The 19685-nt window shown below is 66.0% G+C and carries 19 protein-coding genes; 11 read left to right on the forward strand and 8 right to left on the reverse strand.

Annotated elements, in window-relative coordinates:
- Nucleotides 1-40: 40 nt before the first annotated feature.
- Nucleotides 41-3598 (reverse strand): hypothetical protein, encoded by a 3558-nt coding sequence (locus QPK27_RS10515; protein ID WP_290418182.1) that lies wholly within the window; start codon nt 3596-3598, stop codon nt 41-43.
- 2 nt (nt 3599-3600) lie between these two features.
- Nucleotides 3601-4494 (reverse strand): ABC transporter ATP-binding protein, encoded by an 894-nt coding sequence (locus tag QPK27_RS10520; RefSeq protein ID WP_290418183.1) that lies wholly within the window; start codon nt 4492-4494, stop codon nt 3601-3603.
- 252 nt (nt 4495-4746) lie between these two features.
- Between QPK27_RS10520 and QPK27_RS10525 the strand changes: the two genes are divergently transcribed.
- Nucleotides 4747-5193, forward strand: coding sequence for a hypothetical protein (locus QPK27_RS10525; protein WP_290418184.1), 447 nt, complete (start codon nt 4747-4749; stop codon nt 5191-5193).
- 52 nt (nt 5194-5245) lie between these two features.
- Nucleotides 5246-5890 (forward strand): 2-polyprenyl-3-methyl-6-methoxy-1,4-benzoquinone monooxygenase, encoded by a 645-nt coding sequence (gene coq7 / locus QPK27_RS10530; protein ID WP_290418185.1) that lies wholly within the window; start codon nt 5246-5248, stop codon nt 5888-5890.
- 120 nt (nt 5891-6010) lie between these two features.
- Here the strand turns inward: coq7 and QPK27_RS10535 are convergent, their stop codons facing one another.
- From QPK27_RS10535 to QPK27_RS10550, 4 genes are all read right to left on the reverse strand, one after another.
- Nucleotides 6011-6433, reverse strand: coding sequence for an OsmC family protein (locus QPK27_RS10535; RefSeq protein ID WP_290418186.1), 423 nt, complete (start codon nt 6431-6433; stop codon nt 6011-6013).
- A 95-nt stretch (nt 6434-6528) separates the two neighbouring features.
- On the reverse strand, nt 6529-7713 hold the full coding sequence (locus tag QPK27_RS10540) for an ABC transporter permease (RefSeq protein WP_290418187.1): 1185 nt from the start codon (nt 7711-7713) through the stop codon (nt 6529-6531).
- Nucleotides 7710-8441, reverse strand: coding sequence for an ATP-binding cassette domain-containing protein (locus QPK27_RS10545; RefSeq protein ID WP_290418188.1), 732 nt, complete (start codon nt 8439-8441; stop codon nt 7710-7712). Before QPK27_RS10545 ends, QPK27_RS10540 begins: the two co-directional genes overlap by 4 nt.
- 28 nt (nt 8442-8469) lie before the next feature.
- Nucleotides 8470-9912, reverse strand: a complete 1443-nt coding sequence (locus QPK27_RS10550; protein ID WP_290418189.1) for an alpha/beta fold hydrolase — start codon at nt 9910-9912, stop codon at nt 8470-8472.
- A 297-nt stretch (nt 9913-10209) separates the two neighbouring features.
- Here QPK27_RS10550 and rplM point away from each other — a divergent pair, with 297 nt between their 5' ends.
- The 6 genes from rplM to erpA all read left to right on the forward strand — a co-directional run bounded on the left by rplM (nt 10210) and on the right by erpA (nt 14363).
- The gene (rplM, locus tag QPK27_RS10555) at nt 10210-10638 is read left to right on the forward strand and encodes a 50S ribosomal protein L13 (RefSeq protein WP_005667902.1); all 429 of its coding nucleotides are present in this window, start codon (nt 10210-10212) and stop codon (nt 10636-10638) included.
- A 9-nt stretch (nt 10639-10647) separates the two neighbouring features.
- On the forward strand, nt 10648-11040 hold the full coding sequence (rpsI, locus tag QPK27_RS10560) for a 30S ribosomal protein S9 (RefSeq protein ID WP_290418190.1): 393 nt from the start codon (nt 10648-10650) through the stop codon (nt 11038-11040).
- A gap of 169 nt (nt 11041-11209) precedes the next feature.
- A complete protein-coding gene (locus QPK27_RS10565) occupies nt 11210-12256 on the forward strand; it encodes a patatin-like phospholipase family protein (protein WP_290418191.1) in 1047 nt (348 codons plus the stop codon).
- 105 nt (nt 12257-12361) lie between these two features.
- Entirely contained in the window at nt 12362-13399 is a 1038-nt protein-coding gene (argC, locus tag QPK27_RS10570; protein ID WP_290418192.1) for an N-acetyl-gamma-glutamyl-phosphate reductase, read from the forward strand.
- Nucleotides 13400-13531: 132 nt separating this feature from the next.
- Nucleotides 13532-13942: a polymer-forming cytoskeletal protein gene (locus tag QPK27_RS10575; protein WP_290418193.1), complete on the forward strand. Its 411-nt coding sequence runs from the start codon at nt 13532-13534 to the stop codon at nt 13940-13942.
- Between the two features lie 52 nt (nt 13943-13994).
- The gene (gene erpA / locus QPK27_RS10580; RefSeq protein ID WP_290418194.1) at nt 13995-14363 is read left to right on the forward strand and encodes an iron-sulfur cluster insertion protein ErpA; all 369 of its coding nucleotides are present in this window, start codon (nt 13995-13997) and stop codon (nt 14361-14363) included.
- A gap of 94 nt (nt 14364-14457) precedes the next feature.
- Here erpA and QPK27_RS10585 read toward each other — a convergent pair whose 3' ends face one another.
- Complete coding sequence (locus tag QPK27_RS10585) at nt 14458-15555, reverse strand: anhydro-N-acetylmuramic acid kinase (RefSeq protein WP_290418195.1); 1098 nt, start codon at nt 15553-15555, stop codon at nt 14458-14460.
- A gap of 94 nt (nt 15556-15649) precedes the next feature.
- Nucleotides 15650-17017 (reverse strand): M23 family metallopeptidase, encoded by a 1368-nt coding sequence (locus QPK27_RS10590; protein WP_290418196.1) that lies wholly within the window; start codon nt 17015-17017, stop codon nt 15650-15652.
- Between the two features lie 147 nt (nt 17018-17164).
- Here QPK27_RS10590 and tyrS point away from each other — a divergent pair, with 147 nt between their 5' ends.
- The 3 genes from tyrS to QPK27_RS10605 are packed head-to-tail and all read left to right on the forward strand — an operon-like array spanning nt 17165 to nt 19610.
- Nucleotides 17165-18430 (forward strand): tyrosine--tRNA ligase, encoded by a 1266-nt coding sequence (tyrS, locus tag QPK27_RS10595; RefSeq protein ID WP_290418197.1) that lies wholly within the window; start codon nt 17165-17167, stop codon nt 18428-18430.
- Nucleotides 18427-18885 (forward strand): D-aminoacyl-tRNA deacylase, encoded by a 459-nt coding sequence (dtd, locus tag QPK27_RS10600; RefSeq protein ID WP_290418198.1) that lies wholly within the window; start codon nt 18427-18429, stop codon nt 18883-18885. The genes tyrS and dtd overlap by 4 nt, the downstream gene beginning before the upstream one ends.
- Before the next feature lie 47 nt (nt 18886-18932).
- Nucleotides 18933-19610 (forward strand): YbhB/YbcL family Raf kinase inhibitor-like protein, encoded by a 678-nt coding sequence (locus QPK27_RS10605; RefSeq protein ID WP_290418199.1) that lies wholly within the window; start codon nt 18933-18935, stop codon nt 19608-19610.
- The last annotated feature ends 75 nt before the right edge of the window (nt 19611-19685 follow it).

The raw sequence follows: 19685 nt of genomic DNA on the forward strand, positions 1-19685 counted from the left end.
AATTTTGTCTCGAATTTTTGGCTCGATCATAGCGCGAAGATTACAAGTTGTCGACGCCGACCATATTGTCCGACGGTTTGCGGTCAATCAGCTTGTTGTCGGGGTCGATCCCGGCGCGCGCCGGCGGCGCATTGACCACCAGCGTCACCGTCTGCCCGGCCTGCGCCACCAGGCGCCGCTCGCGCGCCAGCGGCCGGCCGGTAGCGTCGTCGACGCCGAATTCGACCCAGTCGCGCAGCACCAGCGGCTGCTCTTCGCCGCTGTCGAGCACGCGCACCTTGCCGGCGTGGGCCTGGATCGTGACTTCGTAGCGGCCGTCGGCGCGGCGCCGCGCGACGGCGCTGTCGGCGCGGTTCTCGTACAGCACGATCGCGTCGAACAGGTCGTCGATCAGGTAGGCCTTCTCCGGCGCCGCGATCTGGCGCAGCGCGTCCGCCAGGCCGGCGGCCGTGGGATAGGGCGCTCCCTTGTAGGCGTGACTTTCGAGCAGCTCGCGCAGCACGGCGTTGACGCGCGCCTCGCCCAGCAGGTCGGCCAGCAGGTACAGCGCCAGGCCGCCCTTGCGGGTGGCGGCGTAGTCCTGGCCGCGCCCGAGCGCCAGCGGCAGCTCGCGCCGGCGTTCCTGGGCGCGTCCGGACAGGTAGGCGTCCAGGTCGTGGCGCAGGAAGCGCCGCATGTGTTCCGGGCCGAAGGCGCGCCGCATCGTCATCAGCGCCGTGTACTCGGCCAGGCCGCCGGTCAGCACCCCGGCGCCCGGACCGTCCGCGGGCGCCAGCTGCAGGCCCCACCACTGGCGCGCGGTCTGCTGCGCGCTGGCGTAGAACGGATAGTCGATGTCCCTGGCCGAACCGGTGTCGACGCGGGCGATGAAGGCGCCGCTCTCCACGAACGGGATCAGGCCCGGATAGGTCGGGACCTCGCCGGCGCCGCGCGCGTATTCGGCGATGCGCAGCTCGCGCAGCGGATAGCGTCCATAGTTGCGCGCGCCGTAGTCCAGGCCGGCCTGGGCGCCGCGGATCATGCGCTCGACGTTGGCCGCATGGCTGGGGTGGTGGAACACGTCGATCGACACGTCCTGCCAGCGGTCGTGGCGCACCTCGTAGCGCGCCGACTGGAAGGCATAGGCGTTCGGCATCGGGCGGTCGGTGCGGTATTCGAAGTGGCGCCGGCCGCCGTCGACCCATTCGCGTTCGAGCGTGCCGGGCGCGATCGCGATCTGGTCCGGGCTGGTGCTGACCACGGCGTGGAATCCGATCCAGTCCGGCTCACCATCGTGCGCGCCGGCGGCGCGCGCGGGCAGGCCGAAGCGGCGCCGGTCGCGCTCGTCGCTCAGCTCGACCGAGCGCTGGTAGCCGATGCGCGGCAGCACCGCATCGGTGAACAGGGTGCCGTTGGCCAGCACCGGCAACTGGCTGCCGGCGCCGAACAGGCCGCGCGGCGCGTAGCCGAGGTCGAACGCGAAGACCATGCGTTCGCCCGGCGCCAGCGGCGTGGCCAGGCGGTAGTGATAGAAGCCGCGTTCGCGGTCGGCCAGCACCAGACTGGCGCTGTGCGATGGGGCGAAGCGTGGCGTGAACCCGGCGCCGCGGTCCTGATACAGCACCAGGTCGGCGATCGGCTGCGCCGTGCGGTTCTCGAGCCGGTAGGTGCCCTTGACCGTCATCGCGCGCGCTTCCGGCCGCAGCGCCACGCGCAGGTCGACGTCGGCCACGCGCGGCTGCGCCAGCGTGGCGAAGCGCGCGTAGCGCTGTTCGTAACCGGCGCGCAGGCTGTCCTGCCCGTGCGCGCTCAGGTAGCCGCCGGCCGCCAGTTCCCACGCCAGGAAGGCGCCGCCGCCGCCCAGCAGCGCCAGGCCCAGCGCGAAGGCGCCGGCGACCGGCGGCGCCAGGTTCAGGCGCGCCAGGCGCAGGCGCTCGCGCCAGCGGGTGTCGACGCCGCGCGGCCACAGCAGGCGCGCCAGCGCCAGCAGGATCAGGGCCGCGCCGCTCCAGTACAGCAGGAACAGGCGCTCGCGCAGCAGGTAGTGGCCAAAGCCGTTCAATTCGGAATACTGGAAGCTCGGCGTGAAGGCGTAGCGCAGCAGCGGGTGATCGAGGCTGGTGCCGGACAGCGCCAGCATCGCCAGCAGCCAGCCGGCCAGTAAAAAATTGGCCAGGTATTTGTGGTTGACGATGGCGTGCACCGCGATCGCCAGCACCGCGACCAGCGCATACTGTGGCAGCACCAGCGTGAACAGCGCGTGCAGGTACAGGCCCGGCTCGAGGCCGAACCAGCCCTTGAACGTCTGGATCAGCATCCCGACCACCATCGCCAGCAGCAGCAGGCAGGCCTGCAGGCCGACCAGGGCCAGGGTCTTGGAAGCGAGCGGCAGCCAGCCCGCCACCGGCAGCGCGTCGACCATCTGGGCGATGCGGGTCTCGCGTTCGCGCCACGCCAGCTCGCCCGCGAACAGGATGGTGGCGGCCAGCATGAATGGCGCCAGCGTGGCGCGGATCAGCCCCAGCACGAGATAGGTGAGCGGCCAGGCGCCGGCGCCGTTCACCGGACTGAGGTCGATGGCGCCGGCGCCCAGCGTCAGCACCGCGCCCAGGGCCAGCGCGGCGAAATAGATGTTGCCGAGCAGTCCGCGCAACTCGCCCCAGGCCGAGCGCAGCGCCAGCAGCAGCATGCTGCGCGCCGCGAAGTCGGGCGCGGCCTGGGTGTCGCGCGCGGCCCGCGTCAGCGTGGGCGCGGTAGTGGCCGATGCGGCCGATGCAGCAACGGCGCGCGCGCGCGCATCCTGGGCGCCGATGAAATGAAAGCGCCAGTAGCCGAGCAGCAGCGCCAGCAGCGCGAAGCCGCCCCACAGCAGGCGGTTGAGCAGGTACACGCCTTCCAGGTCGACCGGGCGCAGGTTGCGCTCGGCCAGCGGCCAGTATTCCGTCAGGCGGATCAGGGCGGTGGTGCCGAACGGATCGATCAGGGCGGCGAAGGTCTTGAAATCGAGGTCGCGCGCCAGCGACGGCGCCACGATGTAGCCGATGGTCATGACCACCGCCGCCACGTACACCGGCAGCATGCGCCGCGTCAGCGCCGCCAGCACGAAGAAGATGGCGCCGAAGATGAACAGGTTGGGCAGCAGCGTGAACAGGTAGGGCTTGACGAAGGTGGCCAGGCTGGCCGGCCCGATGCGCTCGGGCGCGATGCCGGGCACGTAGCCGCCCAGCCAGCTGCCGATCACGATGCTGGAAAATACCAGCGCCAGCGTCGCGAACGCGCCCAGGAAGCGTCCGAACACGTAGTCGGTCTTGCGGATCGGGGCGCTGAAGAAGAAGTGGTGCATCTCGTGCTCGAAGTCCTGCTGCACCGCGCGCCCCATCACCGCCGCCACCACGATCGAGCCGAGCGAACCGAGCACCGCGCAGGTGAGGGCGATCTGGCGCGGCGCGTTGATCAGCACCTGGCCGCCGAAGGTCACCGCCAGGTCGCGCAGGGCGCCGCCGGCGGCTGCGATCCACAGCATGCCGAGGGCCAGGAACACCGTGAAATAGACCCACGTCGAGAGCAGGCGCAGGCGCTGCGCCGCCTCGAAGCGGGCGATGACGAAGAGCGCGCGCACGGTCAGCAGTTCCCGGCCGCCGGGTTGTGCAGGCCGGCGATGGTGGCGAAGTACACGTCTTCCAGGCTGGCGCGGGCCGGTTCGAAGCCGTCGCCCGGGTCATCCTCGGCGTAGACGTGGATCAGGGTGCGCCCGCTCAGCAGGCGGGTCGAGATCACGGTGTGGCGCGCCTGGTAGTCGGGCAGTTCGGCCTTGGTCACGAAGCGGGCCCAGATGAAGTCTTCGATCCCGTAGATCAGTTCCTGCGGCTCGCCGCACAGCAGCACCTGGCCCTTGTTGATGATCGCCATGCGCGCGCACAGGTCGGCCACATCGGACACGATGTGGGTCGAGAGCAGCACGGTGCGCTCTTCGCCGATGTCCGACAGCAGGTTGTGGAAGCGCACCCGCTCCTGCGGGTCGAGGCCGGCGGTGGGCTCGTCGACGATGATCAGGCGCGGGTCGCCCAACAGCGCCTGGGCGATGCCGAAGCGCTGGCGCATGCCGCTCGAGAAGGTGCCGAGGCGCTGCTCGCGCACTTCCCACAGGTTGGTCTGCTGCAGCAGGCCGTCGACCACCTCGCGCCGGCGGCCCTTGTGCGACAGGCCCTTGAGTTGGGCGAAGTGGTCGAGCAGCTCGAGCGCGCTGACGCGCGGGTAGACGCCGAAGTCCTGCGGCAGGTAGCCGAGCAGGCGCCGCACCGCGTCCTTTTCGTCGAGCACGTCGATATCGTCCAGGAACACCGAGCCGGAATCGCATTCCTGCAGCGTGGCCAGGATCCGCATCAGCGTCGATTTGCCCGCGCCGTTGGGACCGAGCAGGCCGAACATCCCGGGCGGGATGTTGAGCGTGACGCGGTCCAGCGCGACCACGCCGTTGGCGTAGGTCTTGGACAAATGACGGATCTTTAATTGCATGACGGCTCCTGACACCTGAGCGCCGGTCCTGTCATGGTGGACCGCCGCACTGTTGCTTTAGTTTATTTTGGCGCACTTCTACACACTTGCATTCTATTAAAAAGCCACGGCCGGGTCGGGCCCGCTGCGACACACGGGCCAAACCGCGCCCCAGACTGCATTATCGGGGGACCAGGATGCGGCTGGGCTTTCTTTGCGTAATTTTTCTTCAAGCGCGCAGGCGTGCGTCCTTGAAATGTGGATAATTGCCTCATGAACCCTGCCACCCAAGACAAGCTGCTGCTCCTGATGCGCGAAGGGCGTTCGCGCGCCGAATCGACCGACTGGTTCCGCGTCGCGCTGGGGCTGGTCTACCTGGCGAACCTGATGACGGAAGAGGCGATCGATTTCAAGCAGGTCGACCGTGCCTACAACCGCTTCATCTACCACACGCTGGGGCCGGGCCACACCATCACCAGCGTGCTGCAGTTCATGAGCGGGGCCAGGGTGGTGCCGACGGTGGAGTGCGAGCGCTTCATGGACGCGTTCCGGCGCCAGTTCCCGGACGTGCCGCAGGCGTCGATCCCGTTTTTGCTGGAGCTGAACCTGGGTGTGGCCAAGAATATCTCGGGCATCGAGCCAGAGGGGCCGGTGGCCGACTGGATTGCGCGCAGCAAAGGCCAGGCGTCGGGCGAGGCGCCCGAGCCCGGCTCCCCATAGCAGGGCCCAGGTCTATAATGGCGGTTTTCGGCGACTACACAGCGAGAACCCCATGATTGCACACCGTTTCATCAGCCCCCTGGACCATCTGATCGTCGGCTTCGACAAGGCCTTGCGCGTGGTGGGCGGCGTGGCCGCGATGTCGCGCCCGAATCCGGGCGCGCTGGCGGTCGACAGCGAATTGAGCGACGCCGAGCGGCGCCACGCCGCGGGCCTGATGCGGGTGAACCATGTGGGCGAAGTGTGCGCGCAGGCGCTGTACGACGCCCAGGGCAGCTTCGCCAGCACCCCGGCCCTGCGCGCCCAGTTCGAGCAGGCCGGCCGCGAGGAAGAAGACCATCTGGCCTGGTGCGCCCAGCGCCTGTCCGAACTCGGTTCGCAGCCGAGCGTATTGAATCCGCTGTGGTATGCCGGCGCCTATGCGATGGGCAGCGTGGCGGCCAAGCTGGGAGATAAAGTGAGCCTGGGCTTCGTGGTCGAGACCGAGCGCCAGGTCGAGGCGCACCTGGACAGCCATCTTGAACTGCTGCCGCCGCAGGACGCCAAGTCGCGCGCGATCGTGGACCAGATGCGGATCGACGAGATCGAGCACGCCGATGCGGCGCAGGCGATGGGGGCGGCGGAGATGCCGCTGCCGGTCAAGCTGGCGATGCGGGCGATGGCGAAGGTGATGACGACGGCGGCGTATCGGGTTTGATGAAGGCGCTCGCGTCACGTTGTCGCCATTCTTCCGCTAAATGAAAAACCGTCATTCCCGCCTGCGCGGGAATGACGGTCTTTAAGATAAAGGTGTAATCGAGCGCTGTCGATCACGGCCTCAAACCTCGACGATTTCCACCGAATGCGTGATCTCGGCCATCTGCGCCAGCATGATCGACGCCGAGCAATACTTGTCGTGCGATAGCGTCACCGCCCGCTCCACCGCTGCCGGCTTCAGGTTGCGCCCGCTGACCACGAAGTGGAAGTTAATCCTGGTGAACACCTTCGGATCGACTTCCGCGCGTTCGGCCTGCAGCGTCACTTCGCAGCCGCGCACGTCCTCGCGGCCGCGCTTGAGGATCAGCACCACGTCGTACGCGGTGCAGCCGCCGGTCCCGACCAGCACCAGCTCCATCGGACGCGGCGCCAGGTTGTGGCCGCCGCCCTCGGGCGCGCCATCCATCGTCACCATGTGACCGCTGCCGGTCTCGGCCCGGAAACTCATGCCCGACGGGCCGTTCCAGCTGACTTTCACTTCCATTTCAATTCTCCACGTTGAGCGATCGCGCCCGGTTTTTCATGTGCTCGATTGTACGGCAGGCGCCGGCGTCGTGCCGGCCGCCGGCCACCTGGTCCTTACACCGCCAGCACGTAGCGCTCGCTCTTCATGCGCCAGCTGGCAAACGCCACCACCAACAACGCCGGGATCAATGAACTGAAGAAGGTCAGCACGAACGGCAGCGCCCCCAGCTCGCTGCTCTTGGCCAGCTCCTTGAGCAGGGTCTGGTTCGACAGCGTCGGCACCAGGTACATCCACGACGCCGTCTTGAGTTCCAGCGCCGATACCGCGAAGCCCGGGATCAGGGGAATGATCATCACGAAGCTGAGCGTGGTCTGGGCTTCCTTGAACGACTTGGCGTTCATCGCCAGCGCGATGTACAGCGCGCCCGAGAGCAGCGACAGCGGCGCCGTCACCAGGCACACCAGCAGCATCTCGCCCCAGCCCAGGCTCCACGACATGCCGATTTCCTCGAGCGGCATCCAGGCCAGGATCGCGTGCGCCAGCAGCAGCTCGAGCGTCACCCCGACCACCGCCGGCACGCTGGCGGCCAGCCATTTGCCGCACACCAGCTCCCAGGTGCGGATCGGCTGCGCCATCAGCACCTCGAGCGAGCGCCGTTCGCGCTCGCCGGCGGTGCTGTCCACGGCGGCCGACATGGTCAGCATGAAGGCCGGGAAGAACAGGATGCCGATGATGCCGCCGATGACCATCGCCGAGCGCGAGGCGTTGGTGCCGGTGTCGTAGCGCTGCACCTGGATCGGCGACAGCGTGGCCGGCGACACGCCGTGCGCCAGCAGGCGCGCGCTGGCGATGTTGGAACTGTAGGCCTGCAGCACCTCTTCGATCTGGCGCCGCTGCGGCCCGCTCTCGGCGGCCGAATCGAACCACAGGTCGATGCGCGCCGGGCGCATGGCGCCGTAGTTCTCGACGAAGTCATCGGACAGGCGCAGCACCGCCGCCGTCTTGCGCGCATGGAGCAGGGCGGCGATCGCTTCCTCGTCCATCGGCGCCACCTGGTTGACGGTGACGTTCTTCTGGCGCAGCTGCGACACCAGGGTCGGGGCCTGCGCGCCGCCGATGATCGCCAGCTCGATGCCTTCGCGTTCGGTGCGGGTGTTCTTGTCGATCATCTGGTGCATCACGTAGCCGATCAGCACCGGGTACATCAGCGTGAACAGCAGCAGCAGGCTCAGGGTGCGCTTCTCGCGCAGGGTTTCGCGCAGCTCTTTCCAGAACACGATCCGGATCTTGGATTTCATGCGATGCCTTCCTCGGTGCCGACCAGGCTCACGAATGCGTCTTCCAGGCTGGCGATGCCGGTGCGGCGGCACAGGTCCTGGGGCGAGCCCTGGGCCACGGTATGGCCCTTGGCGATCACGATCACGTCTTCGCACAGGGCCGTCACTTCCTGCATCACGTGGGTGGCCATGATCACGCAGCAGCCGTCTTCGCGCAGCGCGTTCAGCGCGGTGCGCAGGGCGCGCGTGCTCATCACGTCCAGGCCGCGGCTCGGTTCGTCGAGCAGCAGGTGGCGCGGACGGTGCAGCAGGGTGCGCGCCAGCGCCACCTTGATGCGCTGGCCCTGCGAGAAGCCCTTGGTGCGGCGTTCCATGATCTCGTCCATGCCGAGCAGCTCGGACACTTCGCCGATGCGCGCGCGCAGCAGGGGGCGCTGCATGCCATTGAGTTCGCCGAAATACTCCAGGTATTCGCGCGTGGTGAGGCGTTCGTACAGCCCGAACTGGTCGGTGAGAAAACCGATGTTGCGGCGCACCGCCATCGGATCCTTCTCGGGATCGACGCCGCCGATCAGGATCGCGCCGTGGTCGCGCCTGAGCAGGCCGACCAGGGTGCGCAGCAGGGTGGTCTTGCCGGCGCCGTTGGGCCCGAGCAGCGCGGTGATCTGGCCGTCGCGCGCGGTGAAGGAAACGCCGCCCAGCGCCTGCACGGCGCCGAACTGCTTGCGTACATCATGGACTTCGATCATGGAGGGTCCGAACGTGGATTCGAGGGATTCAGGGTTGCGGCCCGGCGGCGCCGAGCTGGAACGTGGGCGCCGGGATCTCGGCCAGACAGGCGGTGTCGAGTTTTTCCTGCGGACGGTCGAGGAAGGCGCGCAGCAGGCGCGGCGCGCAGCCCAGCTGCGAGACGCCGTGGCCGGCATTCGCCACCACCACCTGCTGGGCGCGCGCCATGTGTCTGGCGGCGCTGGCGGCGCGGTGCGGCGGCGTTACCGGATCGAGCGCGCCCGAGAGCAGCAGGGCCGGCGCCTCGATCCGGGTCGGCGCCGCATACGGCACCGGCGCCACGTTGACGGTCTTGCACAGCGCCGGGATCTTCTCGGCCAGCGGGCGGGTGAGCACGGCGTCGTCCTGCTCGAGCAGTTCCGGCGTCATGCGCGGCACGTCCTCGGCGCACACCACGGCGAAGTGCAGCAGCATGGCCATGCTGGCGTCGCCGCCGAAGTCGCCGGCCAGGTTCTGGCGCGCGATGAAGGGCTGCCAGCGGCCGCGGGCGGCGCTGTGCAGCAGGAACGGCAGGCGGCGCGCGTCGCCCGGCGAATACAGGATGTTGTGCACGGTGCCGAGGAAGCGGCTGCTGGTCAATGTGAAGTCGACCTGCTGCGCGGTGCGCGGATCGGGCAGCGACAGCTTGATGCCGCCGGCGTCGAGCTTTTTCACGAGGGCGTCGAACTCGCCGCGCAGTTGCGGGAAGGCCTTGCTGCAGCCGGCGTCGCGCTCGCACTGGGTGAACAGGGCGTCGAGCGCGGCCTGGCCGTCGCGGCCGCCGGCCGGAATCACCTGCTCGGGCGCGGCCACGCCGTCCAGCACCAGGCTGCGCACGCTGGCCGGATAGGCGCGCGCGTAAGCCTGGGCCAGGCGGGTGCCGTAGGAACCGCCCCAGACGTTGACCCTGGCGTAGCCGAGGGCACTACGCACCTGTTCCAGGTCGCGCGCGGCGGCGGCCGTGGTGTAGGCGCCGAACGGCGCCTTGCTGGCGCGGATGCAGGCGCGTAGCTCTTCTTCGAGCTGCTCTTCGCTCATCAGTTCGTGTTCCGGCTTGCTCTCACAGCTGAGCTTGCCCGACAGGCCGGTGCCGCGCTGGTCGATGAAGACGATGTCGCGCGTGGCGCGCACCCGGTCCAGCGCGGCCGGCAGCAGCATCAGCACGTCACTGCCGGCCTGGCCGGGGCCGCCGGCCAGCACGAACAGCGGATCGTTGCGCGTGCCCTGGCGGAAGGCCGGGGCCACGGTGACGTGCAGTTTCAGCGTGCCGGCGCCTGGCTTCGCATAATCGAGCGGGACCGTCAGCTTGACGCAGCGCAGGGCTTCGGTGGCGCCGGGCAGATGGCAGCTGCGTTCCTGTTTGGCAGGAGCGGCGGCGCTCTGGGCCGCGGCATGGGTCAGGCCTGCGGTCAGCCACGCCAGTGCAGTGAGCAGAATCTGGGATTTCTTCACAACATCTCCTTCATGTTGCGACGATAGTATGGTCGCGGTGTTTCTGCGGTCAACCGATTGTTTCAAGGCCGCATCAAGGAATGCACAGTGGATGAAGCGCATAGAAAACGGCGCGCGAGAAAAACGACAACAGGGTGACCGCATTCACGTACGGATTGACTCGCAAGCCATTGTTCGGTTATGATCGTCGGCTTTCCGTTTGCTCAGGAAAAGACAATAAGGCCGAGTCCGCTGCGGGTTGTAACAAACCTGCGGGGCGGAACCACCATTTGAGCAATTTTAATTTTTGGAATAAACATGAAAACTTTTTCCGCTAAGGGCCACGAAGTCCAGCGCGACTGGTTTGTCATTGACGCGACGGACCTGGTCCTCGGACGTGTTGCCAGCGAAGTGGCACTCCGACTGCGCGGCAAGCACAAGCCGGAATTCACCCCGCACGTCGACACCGGTGACTTCATCGTTGTGATCAATGCAGGCAAACTGCGCGTGACCGGCACCAAGGCCACCGCAAAAACGTACTACCGTCACTCGGGCTACCCGGGCGGTATCTACGAAACCAACTTCCTGAAAATGCAACAGCGTTTCCCAGGTCGCGCACTCGAGAAGGCCGTCAAAGGCATGCTGCCTAAGGGCCCGCTCGGCTACGCCATGATCAAGAAGCTGAAAGTGTACGCGGAAGGCACCCACCCGCACGCTGCTCAGCAACCACAAGCACTGACCCTCTAAGGAACTGACATGATCGGTAACTACAACTACGGCACCGGCCGTCGCAAGAGTGCAGTCGCTCGCGTGTTCATCAAATCGGGCACCGGCCAGATCATCGTGAACGGTAAACCGGCATCGGAATACTTCTCGCGTGAAACCGGCCTGATGGTGATCCGTCAGCCGCTGGAACTGACCGGCAACGTCGAACGTTTCGACATCAAGGTCAACGTGCACGGCGGTGGCGAATCGGGCCAGGCTGGCGCCGTCCGTCACGGCATCACCCGCGCTCTGATCGACTACGACGCAGCACTGAAGGGCGATCTGGCACGTGCCGGCTTCGTCACCCGTGACGCGCGTGAAGTCGAGCGTAAGAAAGTCGGCCTGCGTAAAGCACGTCGCGCGAAGCAGTTCTCGAAGCGTTAATTCGTTTCACCATTGCAGCCTTGTGCTGCAATACGAAAAAACCGCCGCCCTTGTGCCGGCGGTTTTTTTTCGTCCCCCACTTTGCTTATTTGTGCGTGGGAAAGGAAACGGGGGCGGCCGGGGCTGCATAGTAGACTTCGCAGCACCTCAACCTTCCTGGAATCCTGTAGTGAACACACCCACGAAAAAGCTCAGTCTCGGCCTGCAGGGCGGCGGTTCATATGGCGCCTTCGGCTGGGGCGTCCTCGACCGGCTGCTGGAGGACGAGCGTTTCGACATCACGGCCGTGTCTGGTACCAGCGGCGGCGCCATCAATGCAGCGGTGATGCTCGACGGCTTTGCCCAGGGTGGCGGACGCGAAGGCGCGCGCCAGGCCCTGCACCGGTTCTGGCAGACGCTCGGCACCATGAGCCTGTTCAGCCCGATGCGCCGCACGCCGGCCGACTACCTGGCCGGCCAGGGCTCGATGCAGGCCTCGCCCGCCTACCACCTGCTGCAGCTGATGAGCGCGGTGATGCCGCCGCCAATGACCCAGGTCAGCATCAATCCCCTGTGCACTCTGCTCGGCTCGCTCATCGATTTCGGGCGCGTGCGCAGTTGCGCAGAGATCGGCCTGTTCGTCACCGCCACCAATGTGCGCACCGGCAAGGGCAAGATTTTCACACGCGATGAGATGGATGCCTGCCGCCTGGCGGCCTCGGCCTGCCTGCCGCAAGTGTTTTCCGGCGTCGAGGTCGAGGGCGAAACGTATTGGGACGGCGGCTTCGCCGGCAATCCCTCGCTGGCGCCGCTGGCCAGCGGGGGTGGGGCGGGCGACATCCTGATCGTCCAGAACAACCCGATCGCGCGCAACCGCCTGCCGCTGAGCGTGGCCGACATCGCCAACCGCGCCAGCGAGATCGCCTTCAATACCGCCTTCATCCGCGAGATCAGCGCGATCCAGCATTTCGGCATGCTGCTCGACGAAGAGCAGGCTGAACAGACCCATGCGGCGGCGGTGCGCCTGCACATGGTCACCGGCAACGGCGAGCTGCAGAACCTCGACATCTCGAGCAAGTTCAACAATGAGTGGCCGTTCCTGCAGCATCTGCACGCGGTCGGACGCCAGGCTGCCGGCGACTGGCTGGCGCAACACGGCGAGCAGGTCGGCCTGCAGTCGACGCTGGATGCGCGCGCCATCTTTTATCCGGAAACCATGGTGGATGCGCCGGCCTGATGCCAGGCCGGCGCCGGCCGGTGCGCGGCCATCTGGTCAGGCTGTTAAAATTGCGCTTTCGTCCTGCAGCATCGGCAGGAAACCAATTTTCTAGAAGGAATGGACATGATCAAAGTTGGCATCGTTGGCGGAACCGGATACACGGGCGTGGAATTGCTGCGGCTGCTGGCCGTTCACCCTGACGTGCAACTGACCGCGATCACCTCGCGCAAGGAAGACGGCATGCCGGTGGCCGACATGTTCCCGTCGCTGCGCGGCCGCGTCGACCTGGCGTTCTCGAGCCCGGACAAGGCCGACCTGAAATCGTGCGACGTGGTGTTCTTCGCCACCCCGCACGGCGTGGCGATGGCCCAGGCGCCCGAGCTGCTGGCGGCCGGCGTCAAGGTGATCGACCTGGCGGCCGACTTCCGCCTGAAGGACCGCGCCACCTTCGAGAAATGGTACAAGATCGAGCACACCGCGCCCGAGCTGATCGAGGAAGCGGTATATGGCCTGCCGGAACTGAACCGCGACGACATCAAGGGCGCGCGCCTGGTCGCCAATCCGGGCTGCTACCCGACCACCATGCAGCTGGGCTTCTATCCGCTGCTGAAAGCCGGCATCATCGACGCCGGCAGCCTGATCGCCGACTGCAAGTCGGGCGTCTCCGGCGCCGGCCGCAAGGCCGAGATCGGCACGCTGTTCTCGGAGTCGAGCGACAACTTCAAGGCCTATGGCGTGCACGGTCACCGCCACACCCCGGAAACCTCGGCCCAGCTGGCCCGCTTCACCGAGCAGAAGGTCGGCCTGATCTTCACCCCGCACCTGGTGCCGATGATCCGCGGCATGCACGCGACCCTGTACGCGCGCCTGACGAAGGAGATCGACAACGCCGCGCTGCAGGCCCTGTTCGAAGAGCAATACAAGGACAGCGAGTTCGTCGACGTGATGCCGTTCGGCGCGCACCCTGAGACCCGCTCGACGCGCGGCTCGAACATGCTGCGCCTGGCGCTGCACCGTCCGGAAGGCAGTAACATGGTCGTGATCCTGGTGGTGCAGGACAACCTGGTCAAGGGCGCTTCGGGCCAGGCGGTGCAGTGCATGAACCTGATGTTCGGCCTGGAAGAGTCGACCGGGCTCAAGCAGATTGCACTGTTGCCATAAACTTCAATCCCGGGTGGCCACGCGACGCAGATCAAGGCGAGCACTGTTGAGCAGGGTAAATTGATCGTTGGACTTAATCGAGTTCAACGGTCAATCCGCGCCAGGCGCGCTCTTTTCTGCAGAGGTGGTTCCATGTTCGGTCGACAAGCCAAAAGCGAAATTGACAGCCTGGTCGGGATCTCGGCCCGCATCGAGGGCGACCTGAAGTTCAGCGGCGGATTGCGCATCGACGGCGAGGTGCACGGCAACGTGGTCGCGCTGGACGGCGCCGACAGCATGCTGATCGTGTCCGAACACGCGCGCATCGAGGGCGAGGTGCGCTGCGCCAGCCTGGTGGTGAACGGCTTCATCGCCGGGGCCGTTTATTCGTCGGAACTGCTTGAATTACAGCCGAAAGGCCGCATACATGGGGATGTACACTACCGCCTGCTCGAAATGCACGGCGGCGCGCTCGTCACCGGCAAGCTCACCCACGAGCCGCAGCCGGCCTACGATGAGCCGGTGTTTCATCTGACCGACATTGTCGAAGGGTCGGCAGCATGACTTTCCCCAACCGTCTATAATGGGCGGAGTTTGATCTTTCAGGAGTTTTCCCATGAACGCAGTCGCAGAAGTGCTTGAGCACGACACTATTCCCGTACCAATCAACTTCACCGACAGCGCCGCAGAGAAAGTTGCACAGCTGATCGAAGAAGAGGGCAATCCCGATCTGAAACTGCGCGTCTTCGTGCAGGGCGGCGGCTGCTCGGGCTTCCAGTATGGCTTCACCTTCGACGAGATCGTCAACGATGACGACACGACGATGGAAAAGAACGGCGTCCAGCTGTTGATCGATTCGATGAGCTACCAGTACCTGGTCGGCGCCGAAATCGACTACAAGGATGACCTCGAAGGCGCGCAGTTCGTGATCAAGAATCCGAACGCCACCTCGACCTGCGGTTGCGGTTCGTCGTTCTCGGCCTGAGTTCCACGCCACGCCACCCGGATCGTTCCGGGTAGTCGACGGCCCGCTGCAAGCGGGCCGTTTGCATTTTGGCAGCGTGCGCGATGGGGGTGCATCATGCAGGATACAGCGCGCCCAGCACGCGCAGGCCGCGGGCGCCGGTGACCGCCGGCAGATTGCCCGGCTCGCGCTGCAGGCAGCGCCAGCCCAGCCAGGCGAAGGCCAGCGCCTCGACCCGGTTCGGGGCCACGCCCAGCGCCGCCGTCGATTCCACTTTCACGCCGCCCAGCTCGGCGCCGATGGCGCGCAGCAGTGCGCCGTTATAGGCGCCGCCGCCGCAGACGTAGACTGCGTCCGGCGTCACGCCTTCGCCCTGGATCGCTTGCGCGATGGTGGTCGCGGTCAGGCGCAGCAGGGTTGCCTGGACGTCGGCCGGCGCCAGGTCCGGATGCTGCCCCAGCTTGTCATTCAGCCACTGTTCGTGGAACAGGTCGCGGCCTGTGCTCTTGGGCGCCGGCTGGCGAAAATAGGGTTCGTCGAGCAGCGTGGCCAGCAGCGCCGGATCAACCGCGCCCGAAGCGGCCCAGGCGCCATCCTGGTCATAGGCGCGGCCGTGGTGGCGCGCGATCCACAAATCCATCAAGACATTGCCTGGGCCGGTATCGAAACCGGTCACGCGCCCATCCGCGTGCAGCACGCTGATGTTGCCGATGCCGCCGATGTTCACCACCACCCGGCTGGTGCCCGGCGTGCCGAAGGCCGCATGGTGGAAGGCCGGCACCAGCGGCGCGCCCTGGCCACCGGCGGCGACGTCGCGGCTGCGGAAGTCGGCCACCACGTCCAGTCCGGTCAGCTCGGCCAGCAGCGCCGGGTTGTTGGTCTGGCGCGTAAAACCCAGTTCGGGGCGGTGGCGGATGGTCTGGCCGTGGGCGGCGACCGCCGTGACCGGGCCGGGGCTGGACGGCAGCAGGGCGCGCACGCAGTCGGCGTAGACCAGGGCCAGGCCGTTGGCGGCCAGCGCTTCCCGCTCCAGTTCGTTCGGGCCGGCGGCCTGCAGCGCCATCAGTTCGGCGCGCAGTTCCGGCGGGAAGGGGGTGAAGGCGGCGGCCAGGGTCTGGATCGCGCCGTTGGAAAAGTCGGCCAGCACGCCGTCGACGCCGTCGAGGCTGGTGCCGGACATCAGGCCGATGAAGAGGGAAGGTGTCGCGTTCATTGTTTTTCCGCCTGCGTTGGATGCGCCCAAAACAAAACGCCCTCCGGCATTTGCATGCGACGGAGGGCGTCGGTGTTGCGTTGTTACAACTGGATCAGCGCGCCGCCATGCCGTTGCCGCTTGGCGCCAGCAGCGAGAAGCGGTGGTTCATCTCGGCAGCTGCCATGCGGAAGCGTGCCAGTTCGGATTGGCTCAGCGGTTGCTGGACCAGCGACTTGAACTTGTTCGGATCCTGGGCCACGCCTGCGACACGGAATTCGTAGTGCAGGTGGGCGCCGGTCGACCAGCCGGTCGAGCCGACATAGCCGATCACCTGGCCCTGGCTGATCTTGGCGCCTTTTTTCATGCCCGGAGCGATGCGGCTCATGTGGGCGTAGGCGCTGCTGTAGTTCGACCAGTGCTTGAGCACGACCATGTTGCCGTAGCCATTGCCGTTACCGGCGAAGTCGACGGTAGCGTCGGCGACGGCGCGGATCGGGGTGCCGGTCACGGCCGCGTAGTCGATGCCCTTGTGCGCTTTCCACTTGCCCGAGATCGGGTGGGTACGCATCGAGAAGCCCGACGAGATCCGCGAATACTGCAGCGGCGACTTGAGGAAGGCCTTTTTCAGCGCCTTGCCGTCCAGGCTGTAGTAGCCGCCTTGCTTGCTGATCGGATCTTCGTACCACACCGACTGGTAGCTGGTGCCGCGGTTGACGAATTCGCCGGCCAGGATGCGCCCGGTCTTCACCAGTTCGCCGTCCAGCCAGAAGGTTTCGTACACCACGTTGAAGCGGTCGCCGCGCTTGACGTCCGAACGGAAGTCGATGCTGGTCGAGAACATCTCGATGATCTCGCCGACCACCGAATCAGGGATGGTGCCGCCGTCCATATTGGCGTCGTCGGTTGCTGCGTACAGCGACGAGGCGATCTCGCGCGAACGCATTTCGACGCGACGCTCGAGCTTGGCCGGCTGGTCGAGGGCGACGAACTTCTCGCCCTTGCGCTCGACCGTGATGGTGCGCGCGTTGCCGCTCTTGCCATCGACGACGGTGGCGCTCATCGACAGCAGCATGCCGTTCTCGTCGGTCTCTGCCTGGATGCGCTTGCCGTTAGGCAGCGACAGCAGGCGACGGGCGACTTTGTCGGAACGAACGAACTTCTGGGCTTGGGCGTCCTCGATGCCGAGGCGGGTGAAGATCGAGCCGAGCGAATCGCCGCGGCGGATGCGTTCTTCGTGGATGAATTGCTGCTCGTCTTGCTGGAGGGCGGCAATCTGGTCGGCCAGGTTCGGCAGTTCCAGGTCTTGTGCCACCGACTGGACGGGCAGGTCGGAAGGATCGGATGCGATCGGGGCCACAGCCACGGCGCCAAAGGCGCACATGCTGAGGAAGACGGCGCCGGCGCCGAGCATGCGGGCCTTGCGGGTCTTCGGCACCAGCTGCAGCAGGCCGTTTTGGGTGATTTTCTGTATAGGGTTCATGCAATCAGTTAAAATTTGCGGCTGAACTTTCAAGGGCCATGTTCTTATCGATTCGTAAAGTTTTCTTTAGGAAACGAAAACAGGATCGTGAATTATACCAAAAGAAGTGGTCCTACAACCGTTTTAGCCAATTTCCTACAAGATTCTATGACTTCCAAAGTTGCTTCCGGTAACGGTGCCCCGGCGAATTCGCCTGTTTCCTTGCCGTTGACCGACAAGGTGCGCGAGGCGCTCGCCATTGCCAAACGCGGCGCCGATGAACTCCTGATCGAGAGCGAATTCGCCCAGAAACTGGCGCGCTCCGAGCAGACCGGCAAGCCACTACGCATCAAGCTCGGCCTGGACCCGACCGCGCCCGACCTGCACCTCGGTCACACCGTGGTGCTGAACAAGCTGCGCCAGCTGCAAGACCTGGGCCACCAGGTGATCTTTTTGATCGGCGACTTCACCTCGATGATTGGCGACCCGTCGGGCCGCAACGCCACCCGTCCACCGCTGACCCGCGAGCAGGTCGAGGAAAACGCGATGACGTACTTCCGCCAGGCGTCGCTGGTGCTTGACGCGGCGCGCACCGAAATCCGCTACAACTCGGAATGGTGCGACCCGCTCGGCGCGCGTGGCATGATTCAATTGGCCTCGCGCTACACCGTGGCGCGCATGATGGAACGCGACGACTTCACCAAACGTTACAAGAGTGGGACTCCGATTGCGGTGCATGAGTTCCTTTATCCTTTGATGCAGGGCTATGATTCGGTTGCTTTGCAGTCGGATCTGGAACTCGGCGGTACCGACCAGAAATTTAATCTGCTGGTCGGCCGTGAATTGCAGAAAGATTACGGCCAGGAGCCGCAGTGCATCCTGACCATGCCGCTGCTGGAAGGCCTGGACGGCGTCGACAAGATGTCCAAGTCGAAAAACAATTACATCGGCATCACCGAGGCGCCGAACACCATGTTCGCCAAGCTGATGAGCATCTCGGACACGATGATGTGGAAGTATTTCGACCTGCTGTCGTTCCGCTCGATCGACGAACTGGCCAAATTGAAGGCCGAGGTCGACGGCGGCGCCAACCCGCGCGACGCGAAAGTTGCGCTGGGCAAGGAAATCGTCACGCGTTTCCACTCGGCCCAGGCGGCCGACGACGCGCTGGCCGACTTCGTCAACCGCAGCAAGGGCGGCATCCCGGACGACGTGCCGGAAGTCGCGCTGTCGGGCGCGCCGCTGGGCCTGCCGCAACTGTTGAAACAGGCTGGCCTGTGCGCCTCGACCTCGGAAGCGATGCGCATGGTCGACCAGGGTGGCGTGCGCATCGACGGCGCCGTGGTCAGCGACAAGGGTCTGCAGATCGACGCCGCCACCTTCGTGGTGCAGGTCGGCAAGCGCAAGTTCGCGCGCGTCACCTTGTCCGCATGATTGGCCTGCTGCAACGCGTGAGCGAAGCGGCGGTGCGCGTCGACGGCGAGACCGTCGGCGCCATCGGTCCCGGCCTGATGGTGCTGGTATGCGCTGAAAAGGGCGACAGCGAGCGCGAAGCCGACCAGTTGCTCACCAAACTGCTGGGCTACCGGGTCTTCTCGGACGAGGCCGGCAAGATGAACCGCAGCGTCACCGATACCGCTGGCGGCCTGCTGCTGGTGCCGCAGTTTACATTGGCGGCCGATACCCGCTCCGGCACCCGGCCGTCGTTTTCGCCGGCCGCCGCGCCGGAAGACGGGCGGCGCCTGTTCGACTATCTCGTGCGCCAGGCGCGCGAGCGGCATGGCATTGTCCAGACCGGCGTATTCGGCGCCGACATGCAGGTGTCTCTGGTGAACGATGGGCCGGTCACGTTCTGGCTGCGGTTTGATCCGGTCGGGGCATCGCGCTGAAACCCGCGCCGGCCGCCACGGTCAAAATTACCAGCCAGGGAGGAACCATGCGAATCTGGAGCGATTCATTCACCGACGGCGCGGAAATCCCCGCCGCCTGCGCGTTCGCGGTCAGCGATCCTGACACCCACGTCAAGCTGTCGAGCAACCGCAACCCCCACATCGCCTGGGACGACGTGCCGGCCGGCACCCAGTCGCTGGTGCTGATCTGCCACGATCCCGACGTGCCGTCCGATGGAACCGACGTTAACAAGGAAGGGCGCCGCGTGCCGGCCTCGCTGCCGCGCGTCGACTTCTTCCACTGGACCCTGGTCGACATTCCGGTCTGCCTCAAGTCGCTGGCAGAAGGCATGTTCTCGGACATGGTCACGCCGCACGGCAAGCCCGGGCCGCTGGTGCCGTTCACCATCAAGAACGGCACCGAGCACCAGCTGCGCCATGGCGTCAACGACTACACCGGCTGGTTCGCGCAAGACCCCGACATGGCCGGCGAGTTCTATGGCTACGACGGTCCCTGTCCGCCGTGGAACGACGAGCGGGTGCACGCCTATATCTTCACGCTGTACGCGCTCGACATCCCGCGCCTGCCGCTTGACGGCCGCTTTACGGGGCAGGAGGCGCGCATGGCGATCCGTGGCCATATCCTGGACGAGGCGCGCATCTTCGGCGTGTATTCGCTCAATCCGGCGCTGGAAGCCAATGGCGCGGCCGACCAGCTGAAGTAGGTCCGCCGCTTTACACGCGTGCTCGTCAACCCGGCTTCCTGAAGCCGGGTTGACGAGCGTGCTTCAACACTACCC

Source organism: Massilia sp. YIM B02443 (assembly GCF_030411955.1).
Classification (GTDB): Bacteria; Pseudomonadota; Gammaproteobacteria; order Burkholderiales; family Burkholderiaceae_D; genus Telluria.